Source organism: Streptacidiphilus monticola, from assembly GCF_042658505.1.
In the GTDB taxonomy this organism is placed as follows: Bacteria; Actinomycetota; Actinomycetes; order Streptomycetales; family Streptomycetaceae; genus Streptacidiphilus; species Streptacidiphilus monticola.
The window spans coordinates 1-16971 of sequence record NZ_JBHSQJ010000089.1 but is presented as its reverse complement, the minus strand read 5'-3'; the positions used below and the strand labels follow the sequence as shown (position 1 = coordinate 16971).

Genomic DNA, 16971 nt, shown 5'->3' with positions numbered 1-16971 from the left:
GAGGAGACGCCCCGACATGCCGTACTACCGCCGGGTGGGCCACGTCCCGCCCAAGCGCCACACGCAGCACCGCCGACCGGACGGCGGCCTCTACTACGAGGAGCTGGTCGGCGAGGAGGGCTTCTCCTCCGACTCCTCGCTGCTCTACCACGAGGGCGTGCCCTCGGCGCTGGTCGGTGCCCGCTCCTGGGAGCTGCCCGACCAGCGCACCGTCCCCAACTCCCCGCTGATTCCCCGGCACTTCCGCCTGCACGCCCTCTTCCCCGGGGTGCCGGCGGAGCCGGCGGCGCCCGTGGACGTCGTGACCGGCCGCCGCCTGGTGCTCGGCAACGCCGACGTGCGGCTGTCCTATGTGGCCGCCGACGCGCCGAGCCCGCTGTACCGCAACGCGGTCGGCGACGAGTGCGTCTACGTCGAGTCCGGCGGCGGCACGGTGGAGACGACGTTCGGCGTGCTGCCGGTCCGCTCCGGCGACTACGTGGTGCTGCCGCGCGGCACCACGCACCGCTGGCTCCCCGACCCGGGGGCACCGCTGCGGGCCTACGTGATCGAGGCGGACAGCCACATCGCCCCGCCCAGGCGCTACCTGTCCCGCTACGGGCAGTTGCTGGAGCACGCGCCCTACTGCGAGCGCGACCTGCACGGCCCGGCCGAGCCGCTGGTCGTGGCCGAGGGCGAGACCGAGGTGTACGTCCGCCACCGCGGCTCCGGCCCGGGCGGACAGGCGGGCACGGTGCACGTCCAGCCGCGCCACCCCTTCGACGTGGTCGGCTGGGACGGCTGCCTGTACCCGTACACCTTCAACATCGCCGACTTCGAGCCGATCACCGGGCGCGTCCACCAGCCGCCGCCCGTGCACCAGGTCTTCGAGGGCCGCAACTTCGTGGTGTGCAACTTCGTGCCGCGCAAGGTGGACTACCACCCCCTCGCGGTGCCGGTGCCCTACTACCACGCCAACGTGGACTCCGACGAGGTCATGTTCTACTGCGGCGGCAACTACGAGGCCCGCCGCGGCTCGGGGATCGGGCAGGGCAGCGTCTCGCTGCACCCCGGCGGCCACTCGCACGGCCCGCAGCCGGGCGCCGTCGAGCGCTCGCTGGACGCCGAGTTCTTCGACGAGCTGGCGGTCATGGTGGATACCTTCCGCCCGCTCGAACTCGGCCTCGCCGGACAGCCGTCGGAGGATCCGGAGTACGCCTGGACCTGGGCCCGGCAGGGAGGTACGCCGTCATGAGCGCACTCGCCGAAGAGGCACTCCACGGGCTCCTGGACGACGCCGCCGTCTTCCCGCCCGGCGACCTGCCGCTGCCCCAGGCCGTCCCGGCGCACCAGGCCCATCGCGCGTCCTGGTACGCCCCGTTCGTTGGCTCCTTCGTCTGCCCGGCCGCCCGGGCCGGCGAGGTGGCGGCCCCAGTGGACCTGAGCCTGACGGTTCCTGACGGACCGTCGGCCCTGGCCCCCGTGCTGGACGCCTTCGCGCGCCACCCGCTCGGGCGGCTGGTCGCGGTGGAGGTCGTGCTGCCCGAGTCCGTCCCGGCCGCCGAGGCCGTGGCCGCCCTCGACGCCCAGCTGCCCGACAACGTCACCGGCTACCTCGAAGTGCCGCGCGACACCCGCCGCACGGACGTCCTCGACGCCCTCGCCGGAACCCGGCACCGGGCCAAGTTCCGCACCGGCGGCCTGGTCCCGCAGGCGCATCCGGACGAGGCCGAGCTGGCCCGCTCGATTCTCGCCGCCGTCGAGCGAGAGCTGCCGTTCAAGTGCACCGCCGGACTGCACCACGCCGTGCGGCACACGGACGGCGACCTGGAGCAGCACGGCTTCCTCAACGTCCTGCTCGCCACCGACGCCGCCCTGCACGGCGCGGACGAGGCCGAGCTGGCCGCGCTCCTGGCCGAGCGCTCGCACCAGGAGGTGGCCCGCCGGGCCGCCGTCGCCGCCGAGGACGGGCGCCTGGCCCGCGCGCGCGGCCGCTTCGTGTCCTTCGGGACCTGCAGCATCACCGATCCGATCACCGACCTGACCGCACTGGGCCTGGTGCGCCGCCCCGAGGAGACTGACGCATGACCTGGCTCGCCGTACCGGAGGGCACGCCCTTCGGTCTGACGAACCTGCCCTACGGGGTGTTCTCGACCGCGGACGCCGCGCCGCGCGTCGGCGTCCGCATCGGCGACCAGGTGCTGGACCTGGCCGCCGCGCTGGACGACCCGGTGTTCGCCGAGCCGGCGCTCAACGGCTTCCTGGCGCAGGGGCGTTCACGCTGGGACGAGGTCCGCGCCCGGGTCACCGAGCTGCTCACGGACGAGCGGTGGCGCGGCACGGTGGAGCCGGCGCTGCTCCCCCTCGACCGGGTGCGCCTCCACCTGCCCTTCGCCGTGGGCGACTACGTGGACTTCTACGCCAGCGAGCACCACGCGAGCAACATCGGCCGGATGTTCCGTTCCGACTCGGAACCGCTCACCCCCAACTGGAAGCACCTCCCCATCGGTTACCACGGCCGCTCCGGCACCGTCGTGGTCTCCGGCACGCCGGTGGTGCGCCCGAACGGCCAGCGCAAGGCCCCGACCGACGCGGCACCCGGCTTCGGGCCGTGCCGCCGCCTCGACATCGAGGCCGAGGTCGGCTTCGTCGTCGGCGCGGGCACCGAGCCCGGACAGCCGCTCGCCCCGGCCGACTTCGCCGACCACGTCTTCGGGGTCTGCCTCGTCAACGACTGGTCCGCGCGGGACATCCAGGCCTGGGAGTACGTGCCGCTCGGCCCCTTCCTGGGCAAGTCCTTCGCCACCTCCGTGTCCCCCTGGGTCGTCCCCCTCGCCGCTCTCGAGCACGCCAGGGTGGCGCCGCCGGTCCAGGCCCCGCAGCCGTTGCCGTACCTGACCGGCGGCCGGCCGTGGGGCCTGGACCTGGACCTGGAGGTCCGCCTCAACGGGCACGTCGTCTCCCGGCCGCCGTACGCGTCGATGTACTGGACCCCGGCGCAGATGCTGGCCCACATGACCGTCAACGGCGCGACCGTACGCCCCGGCGACCTGTTCGCCTCCGGCACGGTCAGCGGCCCCGAGAAGGACCAGCGCGGCTCCCTGATGGAGCTCAGCTGGGGCGGCCAGGACCCGATCACCCTGCCGGACGGCACCACCCGGTCCTTCCTGGAGGACGGCGACGAGGTCGTCATCTCCGCCACCGCCCCCGGCCCGGACGGCACCCGGATCGGCCTCGGCGAGGTCGCCGGCCGCATCCTGCCCGCCGCCGACCACCCCCACTTTTCCCAGCAAGACCCCAAGGAGCAGTCGTGAAGGCCCAGTTGGCCGAGTTCGAGGCGAAGGCCCCGCAGATCGTCTTCGAATGGCACGACACCGAGACCCCGGCCAAGGGCTGGGTCGTCATCAACTCGCTGCGCGGCGGCGCGGCCGGCGGCGGCACCCGGATGCGGGCCGGCCTCGACCGGCACGAGGTCGAGTCGCTGGCCAAGACCATGGAGATCAAGTTCACCGTCTCCGGCCCGGCCATCGGCGGCGCGAAGTCGGGCATCGACTTCGACCCGCGCGACCCGCGCAAGGAGGGCGTGCTGACCCGCTGGTACCAGGCGATCACCCCGCTGCTGCGCAGCTACTACGGCACCGGCGGCGACCTCAACGTGGACGAGATGGCGGAGGTCGTCCCGCTGACCGAGGCCCTGGGCCTGTGGCACCCGCAGGAGGGCGTCGTCCAGGGCCACTACGGCCCCGGGGACCGCGAACTGGTGCGCCGCGTGGGCCAGTTGCGGCAAGGCGTGGCCAAGGTCGTCGAGGACCCGCGGTTCTCCCCCGACCCGGCCCGCCGCTGGACGGTCTCCGACCTGATCACCGGCTGGGGCGTCGCCGAGTCGGTCCGCCACTACTACGCCACCTACGGCGGGGAGCTGGCGGGGAAGCGGGTCGTCGTCCAGGGCTGGGGCAACGTCGGCGCGGCCGCCGCGTACTACGCGGCCCGGGCGGGGGCGCGGATCGTCGGCGTCATCGACCGCGACGGCGGGCTCCTCGTGCCGCAGGGCCTGGGCGAGGCGGAGGTCCGCGAGCTGTTCCTGAACCGCCGGGGCAACACCCTGCAGGCGGACGGCATGCTGCCGTTCGCGGAGACCGACGCCCGGATCTGGGACACCGGCGCCGAGGTCTTCCTCCCCTGCGCGGCGTCCCGCCTGGTCACCCAGGAGCAGGTGGACCGGCTGACCGCGGCCGGCCTGGAGGTCATCGCCTGCGGTGCGAACGTGCCCTTCGCGGACCGGGAGATCTTCTACGGCCCGACCTACGAGCACGCGGACAAGAGCGTGGCGGTCATCCCCGACTTCCTCGCCAACTGCGGCATGGCCCGCACCTTCGCCCTGCTCATGGACGGCACCACCACCCAGGTCACCGACGCCGCCGTCTTCGACGACGTCTCCCGCACCATCGCGGACGCCCTGCGCCGCTGCCACGACCGCTCCCCCGACCCCACGGGCCTCGCGGCCACGGCCTTCTCCATCGCCCTCGACCAGCTGGGCTGACACCCCACGCCGGTGCCCCCGCCCATCCGGGGGCACCGGCGTGAGCGGGGGCTGACTCGGCGTCAGTCCCCCTGCTGTGCCGGCCGGTCCAGTTCGGCGGTGAGCGCCGCGCGCAGGACGTCGTGCCGCGGGCCCAGCGCGGTGGCCGGGTCGCTCCACCGCTCCCGCGGGTACAGCCAGACCGGACGCGCGACGTGTTCGGCGGGCTCCCAGGCGTACCGCGGCCAGATGTGCGCGTGCAGAAACGGGTCGGTGTTGCCGACGATCTCCAGGTTGACGCGCCGGAACGCGGGGTCGAGCCGGCCGCAGACCCGCTCCACCGCCTCGCCCAGCCGGTCCAGGTCCGCCAGGAACGCGGCGCGGCGCGGCCTCGGCAGGTCGGTGAGGCGCTGCGCTCCCGGGTCGTCCGCGAGCAGCACCGCGTAGCCGGGGAGGAACTGGACGTCCCCGAGCACCGCGAAGCCCGCGTCCAGTCGGCGCAGCACCGTCGGGTTCGTGCCGCGCAGCGCGCTGCCGATGCGGTCCCGCCGCCAATCCTCCGTCACCGGGCCCAAGTTACCCCGGCCCTCGGTCAGTGGGGTGGCGGACTCAGGCGGGCGCCGAGGTCGTTGAGCAGGACCAGGCCGAGGACGCCGAAGGCGAGGAGCGCGCCCGCGTAGGCGAACGCCGCGCACGCCGCCGCCTGCCCGGCGCCGCCGCGCCCGTGCCGGGCGGCGCGGGCGAATCGGTAGCCCGCCGCGAGGGGGAGCAGCAGACCCACGAGGGCCAGGGCCAGGAAGAGGCCGGCGTGTGCGGCCGGTGCCGCCGCGAAGTGGCGGGCCACGACCGCATCGACGGCCGCGGTGACCAGCCCGACCCCGCCGGGCCCCAGCGTCGCGCCGAATCGTTTCGCCACCCTCCCGGGAGAGCGGCCGGCGGCCGTGCGCCGACGGCCGCTCAGGCCGGGTATCCCGGCGGGCACCTGGTCGGCCCGGGCGGCGGACCGCCACGCCGCCGCGAGCGACGCGGCGGTCGCCACGGCCGGCGGGAGCGGCCCGCCCGCGCCCGCTCGTCGATCCAGGGCGACGCCCACCACCGCAGGCCGCGTCCCGGTCCGCTGGCGCGGCAGCGCCACCGTTGCCGTCCGACTCCGCTCCCCCATGCCGGGCCCTCCCCCGCGCCGTCCGCTCTCCCTGACCCCGAGTCAACCCGACGCGCCGCGGCCGTCCGGGCGACCCGGGGCGGAGATCACCGGATCAGGTGAAACCGCGTCACCGCGCGCATGGAACCCGGCTACTCGTCCCGCTCCAGGTCCGCCTCCGCCTGCTCCTCGTCGAGGGCCCGCTGGGCCGCGAAGTACAGGTCGTGGACGAAACCGCGCGCCTGCTCGGCGGAGAGCCCGGGCGCCTCCCGGCGCAGCCGCTCGGTCCAGGCGTCGATCACCTTGTCATCGCTCATGGGTTCAGCTTGGGCTGCCACCGCCGGGGCAGCCACCGGGGGTTAGGGTCGTGCCCATGACCGACGACACCCTCCGCTCCATCACCGTCGAGCGCACCTCCACCGGGCACTACACCGCGACCAACGCCCGCGGCGGAACCCTGGCCTTCGGCACCGCGGGCGACGCCGAGTTCTCCCCGGTCGAGCTGCTGCTCGCCGCCATCGGCGGCTGCACGGCGGCCGACGTGGACGTGGCCACCTCCCGCCACGCGGAGCCGGACCGCTTCACGGTGACGGTCACCGGTCACAAGATCAGCGACGAGCAGGGCAACCGGATGACGGACCTTCAGGTCACCTTCACGGTCGCGTTCCCCGAGGGCGAGGGCGGCGACCGGGCCCGCGCCATCCTGCCCCGCGCGGTCACCACCTCCCACGACAAGCTCTGCACGGTCAGCCGCACCATCGAGTCCGGCGCCCCGGTCAAGGCGGTCGTGGCGGACGCCTGACCGCCCGGGACGACGGGGCGCCGCCCGCTGACGCCCCGTCAGCAGCCCCCGGCTACCCTGCTGCTCGCCGACCTGACCGTGTCGCACGAGTGAGCAGCAGGGGGACCTCCGCATGACGCAGACCGAGCCCGCACCGGGCACCACCGCCCGGGACGCCGAGCGGGCGGGGGCGGCCGCGCGCCTGGCGCGGACGGTGACCCGCGCGGTCGATCCGCAGAACGTCATCGTCGGGGTGCTGGTCCTCTTCGGCGCGCTGCGCCACCACTGGTCCGGCGTCGGCTGGGGTCTGCTGGCGGCCCTGTTCGCGGGCGTGATCCCGCAGGGCCTGATCACCCTGGGCATGCGGCGCGGGCGGGTCGAGGACCGCTATGTCGGCGACCGGTCCAAGCGGTCCGTCGTCCTGCCGCTGGTGGCGCTGAGCGTGGTGGCGGGCCTGGTGCTGATGCTGGTGCTCGGCGCCCCGCGCGACCTGTCCGCGATGCTGGTCGCCATGCTGGCGACGCTGGTCCCGATCCTGGGCATCACCGCCGGCCTGCGCTGGAAGGTCAGCATCCACGCGGCCGTCACGGCGGGCGCCGTGGCCATGCTGGCACTGGCGCTGAGCGCCTGGTGGTGGTGCGGGCTGGCGGTCGTCGCCGTCGTCTCCTGGTCCCGGGTGGTGCTGCGGGACCACACCGCCGCACAGACGGTCGTCGGCGCCCTCGTCGGAGCCGTGACGGCGGGGCTGGTCTTCTCGTGGGCGCGCTGAGAGCCGACCCTGCCGCCCCGCCGCCGCGCCGCGAGCGGTGCCGAGGTGCCGCCCTGCGGGCCGCAGCGGTGCCGTCGCGTTCGCTCAACTGCTAGGTCTGCGACGGCAGTTGGCTCTGTGCCGAGCAGGGCAATGAACAGGCCGCGACCCGGTCGGTCCCGCCGCCGCGCGGCGACCGGCCCGAGTCCCTAGGGTGAGGAGCGGAAACCCCTCTCCCACCCAGTGCCGGCCGCAGACCGGCGGCCGCGGAGGGGTCCGGCAAGGAGGTCTTCGATGACGAAGGCTCGTGATGTGATGCATGCCGGCGCCGTCTGCGTCGGCGAGAACGAGTCGCTGCTCGACGCCGCCCGGATGATGCGCGACCACCAGGTGGGCGCCCTCCCGATCTGCGGCGAGAACCAGAAGCTGATGGGCATCATCACCGACCGCGACATCGTGCTGCGATGTCTGGCGGAGGGCAAGGACCCGGGCGCGACGAAGGCCCGCGACCTGGCCGGCCACCTGCACTGCGTGCGGGCGGACGACGACATGGAGACGGTGCTGCGGAAGATGGAGCAGCACCAGATCCGCCGCATTCCCGTGATCGACAACGAGCGGCTGGTCGGCATGATCAGCGAGGTGGACCTGGCGTCCGGCCACCGCGAGGGTCAGCGCCTGACGGACCAGCAGATCCTCGAGTTCATGGACAAGATGTACATGACCCAGTGAGCGGTCCCCTGCGGACCGCCGCTCCAGGGCCCGGAGTGGGGCGCGCCTCCCGCGTCTCCTGCCGTGTGCTCATCCGCCGTTCCGCGTCTGTCCGTTGGCGCAGTACGCGGCCGGTTCCGGGCCCACTGGCGGGACGGCGAGTTCGTGGCGGGCGATTCGAGCTCGCCTCAGGTCTGTGACCCGCCATGCGCGGGTGCGCCGCCCCGGCGCGCGTCCGTGCGACAGCACGGAACGCGAACCGCCGCGCAGGCCGCCCCCATTCGCCCTCCCCGGGCGTCCGGGTGTCCTCCGCGAGCACCACCTCCAGCTTCGCCTCCGCGGTCGCCCTCGCGACGGCACCCCCGAAGGCGGGCCCGGCCGAAGGCCGCACCCCCGAAGCCGAGCCCGGCTCAAGGCAGCACCGAAGCCGAGCCCGGCCCAAGGCAGCACCGCCGAAAGCCGAGGCATGGGCGGATGGCCGGTGCCCGGCGACCCGGAGGGCAGACGACGCGCGGGGGGCATGGGACTCGTCGGGGTGCAGGGGCGGGGCGCGCGGGTGAGGCTTGGGGCCGGGGGTCAGCTGTGGATGGGAGGAGCCGCGCACGTGGAGAGCCCCCGGCGTCGGGGCGGAACGCCTGCCTCGGGACTGCGGGGCCGGGCGCGTTCCTGGCTGCGCTCCCGCAGCCTCGCGGGCCAGGTGCTCGTGCTGCAGCTGCTCATCGTCGCCCTGCTCACCGCCGCCGCCGTCGCGGAACTCCTGCTCCAGTCGGAGCACGACTCCACGCAGCAGGCCCGCGACCGCTCCCTCGCCGTCGCGCAGACCTTCGCCAACTCCCCCGGCATCGTCGCCGCCCTCGCCTCCCCGAATCCCACCGCGATCCTGCAGCCCCGCGCCGAGGCCACCCGCGTCGCCGCCAACGTCGACTTCGTCGTCGTCACCAACACCCGCGGCATCCGCTACACCCACCCCCTCCCCGACCGGATCGGCAAGAAGTTCGTCGGCAACATCGCCCCCGCCCTCGCCGGGCAGCCCGTGGTCGAGCAGGTCAACGGGACGATCGGGCCGCTGGTCCAGGCGATCGTCCCGGTCGAGAACCCGGTGCACCAGGTCGTCGGCCTGGTCTCGGCGGGTGTCACCCTCAGCAACATCTCCGGGGCCACTCACCGCGAGCTCCCGCTGCTCCTCGGGGGCGCCGCAGGCGCCCTCGCGCTGTCCGCCGTCGGCACCGGGCTGGTGAGNGCCGCCGCCTCCGGCGCCAGACCCGGGGGCTGGGGCCGGTCGAGCTGACCCGGATGTACGAGCACCACGACGCGGTCCTGCACGCGGTCCGCGAGGGCGTGGTGATCTTCTCCGGCGGCGGCCGGCTGCTGCTCGCCAACGACGAGGCCCGGCGGCTGCTCGGCCTCGGCCCGGACTCCCAGGGCAAGCCCCTCGCCGAACTCGACCTGCCGCGCGCCCTGACGTCCTGGCTCGCGTCCCAGGAGGCCGTCTCCGACCGCCTGCTGACGACCCGTGACCGGCTGCTGCTGGTCAACGTCCGCTCGACCGACCGCGACGGCGGACCCGCCGGCCGGGTGGCCACCCTGCGCGACTCCACCGAGCTGCAGGCGCTGTCCGGGGCCGCCGACGAGGCCCGGGGCCGGCTGCGGCTGCTCCAGCGGGCGACCCGTGCCATCGGCACCACCCTCGACGTCACCCGCACCGCCCAGGAGCTGGCCGACTCGGCCGTCCCCGGCTTCGCCGACTTCGTGACCGTGGACCTGGGCGAGGAGGTGCTCGCGGGCGCCGAACTGACCCCGGCCGGGGAGCTGCGGATGCAGCGCGTGGCCCGCGGCGGCATCCGCGCCGACGCGCCCTTCTACCCGGTCGGCCGGGTGCTCTTCTTCTCGCCCGACTCGCTGACCGCCCGCAGCCTCAGTGAGGGCCGCACCTCGCTGGTGCCGGAACTGGCCGACGACCCGGCGTGGCAGGCGCAGAACCCGGCCTACACCCAGCAGATCATCGCCTACGGCGTGCACTCCGCGATCACCGTCCCGATCCGGGCCCGCGGCGTGACCATGGGCGTCGTCAACTTCTGGCGGATGCTCAAACCCGGGGCCTTCCCCGAGGACGACGTCCGGCTGGCCGAGGAGCTGGTCGCGCACGCCGCGCTCTGCCTCGACAACGCCCGCCGCTGGACCCGCGAGCACGCCCTCGCCGAGACCCTGCAGCGCAGCCTGCTGCCCCGCGCCCTGCCCGAGTCGGTGACCGCCGCCGTGGACGCGGCCTTCCGCTACCTGCCGGCCCAGGCGGGCGTGGGCGGCGACTGGTTCGACGTCATCCCGCTGCCCGGCGGCCGGGTCGCGCTGGTCGTCGGCGACGTCGTCGGCCACGGCCTGCACGCCGCGGCAACCATGGGGCGGCTGCGCACGGCCGTGCTCAACTTCTCCTCCCTCGACCTCGCCCCGGACGAACTGCTGGGCCACCTGGACGAGTTGGTGGCCCGGCTGGACGCGGAGGCCGCCGCCGCGGACACCGCGGCGATCACCGGCGCGACCTGCCTCTACGCCGTCTACGACCCTGCCTCCGGGCGCTGCGTCCTGGCCCGCGCGGGCCACCTGCCGCCCGCCGTGGTGGCCCCGGACGGCACCGTCCGCTTCCCCGACGTCCCCGCCGGACCTCCCCTCGGCATTGCCCAACTTCCGTACGAAACAGCCGAGTTGGAACTCACCGAGGGCAGTCTGCTGGTGCTCTACACCGACGGCCTGGTCGAGTCCCGCCAGCACGACCTGGACGAGGGCCTGGAGCGGCTGCGCCGCTCGCTGGAGGGCCGCGACCGCTCCCCGGAGCGCACCTGCGCCGCCGTCCTGGACTCCCTGCTGCCACCCGGCCAGAACCAGCGTCAGCAGGACGACATCGCACTGCTGGTCGCCCGGACCCGGCTGCTGACGGCCGACCAGGTCGCCGAGTGGGACGTCGCCACCGACTTCGCCGCGGTGGCGGGGATCCGCGCCGAGGTCGCCGCCAGGCTCGACGCCTGGGGCCTGCCCGGGCTCGCCTTCGCCGTGGAGCTCATCCTCAGCGAGCTGATCACCAACGCCATCCGCTACGCCGAGGGGCCGATCCGGGTCCGGCTGCTGCGCGAGGGGCGGCTGGTCTGCGAGGTCGCGGACGCCAGCAGCACCGCCCCGCACCTGCGCCGGGCGCGGGCCACCGACGAGGGCGGCCGCGGCCTGTTCCTGGTCGCCCAGTTCGCGGAGCGCTGGGGCACCCGCTACACCGCCACCGGCAAGGTCATCTGGGCCGAGCTGCCGCTCGACTGAGCCCACCCGGGGCAGCCGCCGAATCCGTGCGTCCCGCCGCGTTGTGGCCCCTGCGGCGCATGGGTACGGTGAACGAGCTGATCGCGGGCACCTGCACGGTAAGGAGGTTCGCGATGAGAAGCTCCGCCGACGCCGCCGCGCTGCCCGACCAGCTGGCCGGGTTGTTCGCCCATGCCCCCGTCGTCTTCGCCGCCCTCGCCGGGCCCGAGCACCGCCTCGAGGGCGCGAACGAGGCCTTCTTCGAGGTCGTCGGCCGTGCCCGGAGCGAGGGCTCGATCGGGCAGCCGGTGGCCCGTATCGTGCCCGAGCTGGTCCACCAGGGGCTGCTCGACATCCTCGACGCGGTCTACCGCGACGGCGTGCCCTACGTCGCCCACAGCGCAGACGTGCTGCTCGGGCCGCTCGGGCGGGCCCGCCGCCGCTGGTTCGACTTCAGCTTCGAGCCACGCCGCCGCGCCGACGGCCGGATCACCGGCGTCGCCTTCATCGCCGTGGACGTCACCCGGCAGCGCGCCGCGCTCAAGCTGGCCGCCGAGCAGCAGGCCCTGCTCGAACAGATCGCCCGCGACGCGCCCCTGCCGGAGGTGCTCGACGGCATGTGCCGGGCCATCGAGAAGCTCTCCCCCAAGGTGATCGGCTCGGTGCTGCTGGTGGACGGGACCGGGCGGCGGCTGGTCCACGGCGCCGCGCCGAGCCTTCCGGACAGCTACAACAAGGCCGTCGACGGCACCCCGATCGCGCCCGGCGCCGGCTCCTGCGGTACCGCCGCCTACCGCCGGGAGATGGTCGTCGTCTCGGACATCGCGAGCGACCCGCTGTGGGAGGGCGGCTACCGCACCGCGGCGCTCCGCGCGGGGCTGGCGGCCTGCTGGTCCTCGCCCATCATGTCCAGCGCCGGGGAGCTGCTGGGCACCTTCGCCATGTACCACCGCACCCCCCGGGAGCTGCGCGAGGAGGACCTGGACCTCAGCATCGTGTTCACCCGCACGGCCGCGCTGGCCATCGAGCGGGACCGGGCCGAGCAGGCCAGGCGCCGTGCCCAGGCGCAGGTCCAGCAGGCCAGCGCCGACCTGGCGTTCGTGCTGCGCACCAGCACCGCCGTCAGCGAGGAGGCGCACTTCCCGCAGAACCTGCAGCAGCTGGCCCGCCTCGCGGTTCCGGCGCTGGGCCCGGTCTGCGTGATCGACGTGCGCGAGGAGGGCCGGATCCGGCGCGCGGCCGTCGCGGTCGACCCTGAACTCCCGGACCGGATCCGGCAGTTGCTGGCCTCCCGGCCCGCCGACTCGCCCGTGGAGCGGGTGCTCGCCACCGGGGTCAAGGAGGTCACCCGGACCGTCCCGGCCGGTCCCTGGCCGGAGTTGGGGCTCGCCGTCACCGGGCAGATCTGCCTGCCGCTGACCGCGCGCGGCGACACCTTCGGCGCGCTCACCCTGCTCGCCACCGCCGAGCGACCGCTCGACCAGCGCACGGTCGCGCTCGCCGAGGAGCTGGCCCGCACCGCCGCGGCCGGGGCCGAGACCACGCGCCAGTACGACCGCCGCGCCAAGCTGGCCCGCGACCTGCAGGCCGGTCTGCTGCTGGCCGCGCTCCCGGAGGTGCCCGGCGCCCGCCTGGCCGCCTCCTACCGCCCGGCCGGCGAGGGGCTCGACATCGGCGGCGACTTCTACGACGTGTTCCCGCTCCCCGGCGACTGGTGGGGCCTGGTGATCGGCGACGTCTGCGGCCGCGGCGCGCACGCGGCGACGACCACCGCCCTGGTCCGCAACACCGCCCGCGCGGTCGCCCCGCTGCTGCCGACGCCGGACGCGGTCGCCCGCTCCGTCAACGACGCCCTGCTGGACCGGACCGACAGCGAGAGCTTCGTCACGCTGGTCTACGCCGAGCTGCGGCCGGTGCGCGACGGCATGGCGGTCAGCCTGGTCCAGGCGGGCCACCCGGCGCCGCTGGTGCGCCGCGCGGACGGCACGGTGCGGCCCACCGAGGCCGTGGGCCAGCTGCTCGGCGTCACCGAGGACCCCGAACTCCCGCTGGAGACCGTGGACTTGAGAAGCGGCGACGCGCTCGTCCTGGTGACCGACGGCCTGTTGGAGGCCCGCAACCCGGCCGGCGACATGTTCGGCGAGGAGCGCCTGGCCGACGTGCTCCGTTCCGTCTCCGGGCCCGCCGACGCGCAGGCGCTGCTGGACGCGGTCGTCGGCGCGGTCGACGCCTTCGCCCGCGGGGTCTGCGACGACGACCAGGCGGTGCTGGTGCTCGTGGCCGAGTGAGCCGCCCGCAGCGGGCGGAGTGAATCATGTCACCGAGCCGATCTTCCGCAGGCCATCGGCACGGCGACGGCACAGGAGTACTTTCTTCCGGTCAAGGGGAGGAGATTCCCGTTCCCCCTTGCCGCCGCCTGTACCGACAACCCCCGGCGCGCCCCCGCGCCGCGATCATCCGAGCCTCCAACGAGGGAGACCCGTGACATGTCCGCACAAGAACCACCCCAGCCCCCGCCCCAGCGCGTCGGCGTAGTCGCCGAGTCCGCCGCCGGCGAGACCCGGGTGGCCGCGACGCCGGTGACCGTGCGTCAGATCCTCGGCCTCGGCTACGAGGTCGTGGTGGAGTCCGAGGCCGGCTCGGCCTCCGGTTTCTCCGACGACGCCTACACCGAGGCGGGCGCGAGCATCGGCGACGCCTGGGCGGCCGACATCGTCCTCAAGGTCAACGCGCCCTCGACGGACGAGATCGCGAAGCTGCGCGACGGCGCCACCCTCATCTCCCTGATCGCCCCGGCCCAGCGCGCCGACCTGCTGGAGGCGCTGTCCACGCGCCCGATCACGGTCCTGGCCCTGGACGCCGTGCCGCGCATCTCCCGGGCCCAGTCGATGGACGTGCTGTCCTCCATGGCGAACATCGCCGGCTACCGGGCCGTCATCGAGGCCGCGCACGTCTTCGGCCGTTTCTTCACCGGCCAGGTCACCGCGGCCGGCAAGGTCCCCCCGGCGAAGGTCCTCGTCGCCGGGGCCGGCGTGGCCGGCCTGGCGGCGATCGGCGCCGCCTCCAGCCTGGGCGCGATCGTCCGCGCCACCGACCCCCGGCCCGAGGTGGCCGACCAGGTCAAGTCCCTGGGCGGCGAGTACCTCCCGGTCAACGTGGCCCAGGAGGCGTCCACCGACGGCTACGCCAAGGCCACGTCGGCCGACTACGACCGCGCCGCCGCCGAGCTCTACCACGAGCAGGCCAAGGACGTGGACATCGTCATCACCACCGCGCTGATCCCGGGCCGCCCGGCCCCGCGCCTGCTCACCGCCGCGGACGTCGCCGCGATGAAGCCGGGCAGCGTCGTCGTCGACATGGCCGCCGCCCAGGGCGGCAACGTCGAGGGCACGGTGGCCGGCCGGGCGGTGGTCACCGACAACGGCGTCACCCTGATCGGCTACACCGACCTGGCCTCCCGGCTCCCCGCCCAGGCCTCCCAGCTGTTCGGCACCAACCTGGTCAACCTGCTCAAGCTGCTCACCCCGGGCAAGGACGGCCGGCTGACGCTGGACTTCGACGACGTCGTGCAGCGCGCCGTGACCGTGGTCCGCGCCGGCGAGATCACCTGGCCGCCGCCGCCCGTCTCCGTCTCGGCCGCCCCCGCCGCCGCGCCCAAGGCTGAGGCCCCGAATGCGGTCGAGGCCAAGCAGCCCCGGCTCACGGCCCGGGCCCGCTTCTCGCTGATCGGCCTCGCGATGCTCGCCATGTTCCTGCTGGTCGGCTTCGCCCCGGCCCAACTGGCCGAGAACTTCACGGTGTTCGCCCTTGCGGTGGTCATCGGCTACTACGTCATCGGCAAGGTGCACCACGCGCTGCACACGCCACTGATGTCGGTCACCAACGCGATCTCCGGCATCGTCGTCATCGGCGCCCTGCTGCAGATCGGCCACGAGAGCATGGTCGTCACGGTCCTCTCCGCCGTGGCCATCCTGCTCACCAGCGTCAACATCTTCGGTGGCTTCGCGGTCACCCGCCGCATGCTCTCGATGTTCTCGACCTCTCCGGAAAGGCGCTGAGGCCCGATGACGTCCCTGACAGCCGCCCACGCGGCGGACCTGGTCGCCGCCCTGCTGTTCATCCTCAGCCTGGCCGGGCTCTCGCAGCACCGGACCTCGCGCGCCGGAGTCGTCTACGGCATCGCGGGCATGGCCCTGGCCCTGGTGGCCACCATCGTCGTCGCCGCGAAGAGCATCTCCGCCGGGGCGGTCGCCCTGATCCTGGTCGCCATGGCGCTCGGCGCGGCCGCGGGCCTGTGGCGGGCGCGCCGGGTCGAGATGACCCAGATGCCCGAACTCATCGCCGTGCTGCACAGCTTCGTCGGCCTCGCCGCGGTCCTGGTGGGCTGGAACAGCTACCTGGAGGTCGAACGCCACGGCTCGGCGCAGACGGCCATCGCGCACGACCTGCTCGGCATCCACCACGCCGAGGTGTTCATCGGCATCTTCATCGGCGCGGTCACCTTCACCGGCTCGATCGTCGCCTTCCTGAAGCTGTCCGCGCGGATCAACTCCAAGCCGCTGATGCTGCCCGGCAAGAACGCCCTCAACCTGGGCGCGCTGGCCGCGTTCGTGGCGCTCACGGTCTGGTTCGTGGCCGGGCCGAACCTCGGCCTGATCGTCGCGGTGACGGTGCTGGCGCTGCTGCTCGGCTGGCACCTGGTGGCCTCGATCGGCGGCGGCGACATGCCGGTCGTCGTCTCGATGCTCAACAGCTACTCCGGCTGGGCCGCGGCCGCGGCGGGCTTCCTGCTGAACAACAACCTGCTCATCGTCACCGGCGCGCTGGTGGGCTCCTCCGGTGCCTACCTGTCCTACATCATGTGCAAGGCGATGAACCGGTCGTTCCTCTCCGTCATCGCGGGCGGCTTCGGCATCGAGGCCCCGCGCGGCGGCGACGAGGAACAGGGCGAGCACCGCGAGATCCGCGCCCAGGAAGCGGCGGAGCTGCTGTCCCAGGCCCGCTCGGTCATCATCACCCCCGGCTACGGCATGGCCGTGGCCCAGGCCCAGCACCCGGTGGCGGAGTTGACGCGCCGTCTGCGCGAGCGCGGCGTCGAGGTCCGGTTCGGCGTCCACCCGGTCGCCGGCCGCCTGCCCGGGCACATGAACGTGCTGCTGGCGGAGGCGAAGGTGCCCTACGACATCGTGCTGGAGATGGACGAGATCAACGACGACTTCGCGGACACGTCGGTCGTCCTGGTCATCGGCGCGAACGACACGGTCAACCCGGCCGCGACGGAGGACCCGGGCAGCCCGATCGCCGGCATGCCGGTGCTGAAGGTCTGGGAGGCGGAGCAGGTGATCGTCTTCAAGCGCTCCATGGCCTCCGGCTACGCGGGCGTGCAGAACCCGCTGTTCTTCCGCGAGAACAGCAGCATGCTGTTCGGCGACGCGAAGGACAGCGTGGAGCAGATCCTCGCTGCGCTCGTCTCCGACCCCGCCCCCCTGCAGGCCACCGCTTCGCGCTGACGCGCACTCTGGGGTAGCACCCCAGGGGCGCGAGGCTCCACACCTGTGCGACTCCGCCGCACGGGCTCGACCAACCAGGCAGCACCCTCAGCGGCGCGAGGCTCCACACATGTGCGACTCCGCCGCACGGGCGCGACCAACCAGGCAGCACCCTCAGGGGCGCGAGGAACTGCGCGACCGGCCCACCACCCGGGGAGGATCGTCCCGCACACGCGGTCGAACCCCCGTGGGTGGTGGGCCGCTCGCGCAGTTCCTCGCGCCCCTGGCGGGACGGCGAAGCCGCACACGCACAGCCCCGCGCCC

13 protein-coding genes and 1 pseudogene are annotated in these 16971 nt (G+C 74.1%); 11 read left to right on the top strand and 3 right to left on the bottom strand.

Annotated elements, in window-relative coordinates; all coding sequences use genetic code 11:
- Positions 1-16: 16 nt before the first annotated feature.
- Genes ACFP3V_RS21745 through ACFP3V_RS21730 form a run of 4 tightly spaced genes read left to right on the top strand, consistent with a single transcriptional unit; the run spans position 17 to position 4519 of the window.
- A complete protein-coding gene (locus ACFP3V_RS21745; protein WP_380585956.1) occupies positions 17-1234 on the top strand; it encodes a homogentisate 1,2-dioxygenase in 1218 nt (405 codons plus the stop codon).
- Positions 1231-2067: a hypothetical protein gene (locus tag ACFP3V_RS21740; RefSeq protein ID WP_380585954.1), complete on the top strand. Its 837-nt coding sequence runs from the start codon at positions 1231-1233 to the stop codon at positions 2065-2067. The genes ACFP3V_RS21745 and ACFP3V_RS21740 overlap by 4 nt, the downstream gene beginning before the upstream one ends.
- A complete protein-coding gene (gene fahA / locus ACFP3V_RS21735) occupies positions 2064-3293 on the top strand; it encodes a fumarylacetoacetase (RefSeq protein WP_380585952.1) in 1230 nt (409 codons plus the stop codon). Before ACFP3V_RS21740 ends, fahA begins: the two co-directional genes overlap by 4 nt.
- Entirely contained in the window at positions 3290-4519 is a 1230-nt protein-coding gene (locus ACFP3V_RS21730) for a Glu/Leu/Phe/Val dehydrogenase dimerization domain-containing protein (RefSeq protein ID WP_380585950.1), read from the top strand. The genes fahA and ACFP3V_RS21730 overlap by 4 nt, the downstream gene beginning before the upstream one ends.
- Before the next feature lie 62 nt (positions 4520-4581).
- Here the strand turns inward: ACFP3V_RS21730 and ACFP3V_RS21725 are convergent, their stop codons facing one another.
- From ACFP3V_RS21725 to ACFP3V_RS21715, 3 genes are all read right to left on the bottom strand, one after another.
- Positions 4582-5064 carry an HIT family protein gene (locus tag ACFP3V_RS21725; protein ID WP_380585948.1) on the bottom strand — a complete coding sequence of 161 codons (483 nt, stop codon included), beginning with the start codon at positions 5062-5064 and terminating at the stop codon, positions 4582-4584.
- Positions 5065-5090: 26 nt separating this feature from the next.
- A complete protein-coding gene (locus ACFP3V_RS21720; protein WP_380585946.1) occupies positions 5091-5660 on the bottom strand; it encodes a hypothetical protein in 570 nt (189 codons plus the stop codon).
- Positions 5661-5791: 131 nt separating this feature from the next.
- A complete protein-coding gene (locus ACFP3V_RS21715) occupies positions 5792-5956 on the bottom strand; it encodes a hypothetical protein (protein ID WP_380585944.1) in 165 nt (54 codons plus the stop codon).
- 56 nt (positions 5957-6012) lie between these two features.
- On the opposite strand from ACFP3V_RS21715, the gene ACFP3V_RS21710 reads away from it, so the two are divergent.
- From ACFP3V_RS21710 to pntB, 7 genes and pseudogenes are all read left to right on the top strand, one after another.
- A complete protein-coding gene (locus tag ACFP3V_RS21710; RefSeq protein WP_380585942.1) occupies positions 6013-6441 on the top strand; it encodes an OsmC family protein in 429 nt (142 codons plus the stop codon).
- A 112-nt stretch (positions 6442-6553) separates the two neighbouring features.
- Entirely contained in the window at positions 6554-7189 is a 636-nt protein-coding gene (locus ACFP3V_RS21705; protein ID WP_380585940.1) for a phosphatase PAP2 family protein, read from the top strand.
- A 273-nt stretch (positions 7190-7462) separates the two neighbouring features.
- Complete coding sequence (locus tag ACFP3V_RS21700; protein WP_380585938.1) at positions 7463-7897, top strand: CBS domain-containing protein; 435 nt, start codon at positions 7463-7465, stop codon at positions 7895-7897.
- Between the two features lie 565 nt (positions 7898-8462).
- Positions 8463-11179: pseudogene (locus tag ACFP3V_RS21695) on the top strand (SpoIIE family protein phosphatase).
- Between the two features lie 113 nt (positions 11180-11292).
- Positions 11293-13446 carry a SpoIIE family protein phosphatase gene (locus ACFP3V_RS21690; protein ID WP_380585936.1) on the top strand — a complete coding sequence of 718 codons (2154 nt, stop codon included), beginning with the start codon at positions 11293-11295 and terminating at the stop codon, positions 13444-13446.
- Between the two features lie 198 nt (positions 13447-13644).
- Complete coding sequence (locus ACFP3V_RS21685) at positions 13645-15216, top strand: Re/Si-specific NAD(P)(+) transhydrogenase subunit alpha (RefSeq protein WP_380585934.1); 1572 nt, start codon at positions 13645-13647, stop codon at positions 15214-15216.
- A 6-nt stretch (positions 15217-15222) separates the two neighbouring features.
- Positions 15223-16668, top strand: a complete 1446-nt coding sequence (gene pntB, locus ACFP3V_RS21680) for a Re/Si-specific NAD(P)(+) transhydrogenase subunit beta (RefSeq protein WP_380585932.1) — start codon at positions 15223-15225, stop codon at positions 16666-16668.
- Positions 16669-16971: the final 303 nt, after the last annotated feature.

What these genes read in the sequence shown, in the direction of transcription:
- ACFP3V_RS21715 (WP_380585944.1), bottom strand. Translation starts at nt 5,956, where the DNA reads ATGAGCGATGACAAGGTGATCGACGCCTGGACCGAGCGGCTGCGCCGG.
- ACFP3V_RS21690 (WP_380585936.1), top strand. Translation starts at nt 11,293, where the DNA reads ATGAGAAGCTCCGCCGACGCCGCCGCGCTGCCCGACCAGCTGGCCGGG.
- ACFP3V_RS21740 (WP_380585954.1), top strand. Translation starts at nt 1,231, where the DNA reads ATGAGCGCACTCGCCGAAGAGGCACTCCACGGGCTCCTGGACGACGCC.
- ACFP3V_RS21700 (WP_380585938.1), top strand. Translation starts at nt 7,463, where the DNA reads ATGACGAAGGCTCGTGATGTGATGCATGCCGGCGCCGTCTGCGTCGGC.
- ACFP3V_RS21745 (WP_380585956.1), top strand. Translation starts at nt 17, where the DNA reads ATGCCGTACTACCGCCGGGTGGGCCACGTCCCGCCCAAGCGCCACACG.
- pntB (WP_380585932.1), top strand. Translation starts at nt 15,223, where the DNA reads ATGACGTCCCTGACAGCCGCCCACGCGGCGGACCTGGTCGCCGCCCTG.
- ACFP3V_RS21685 (WP_380585934.1), top strand. Translation starts at nt 13,645, where the DNA reads ATGTCCGCACAAGAACCACCCCAGCCCCCGCCCCAGCGCGTCGGCGTA.
- ACFP3V_RS21705 (WP_380585940.1), top strand. Translation starts at nt 6,554, where the DNA reads ATGACGCAGACCGAGCCCGCACCGGGCACCACCGCCCGGGACGCCGAG.
- fahA (WP_380585952.1), top strand. Translation starts at nt 2,064, where the DNA reads ATGACCTGGCTCGCCGTACCGGAGGGCACGCCCTTCGGTCTGACGAAC.
- ACFP3V_RS21720 (WP_380585946.1), bottom strand. Translation starts at nt 5,660, where the DNA reads ATGGGGGAGCGGAGTCGGACGGCAACGGTGGCGCTGCCGCGCCAGCGG.
- ACFP3V_RS21710 (WP_380585942.1), top strand. Translation starts at nt 6,013, where the DNA reads ATGACCGACGACACCCTCCGCTCCATCACCGTCGAGCGCACCTCCACC.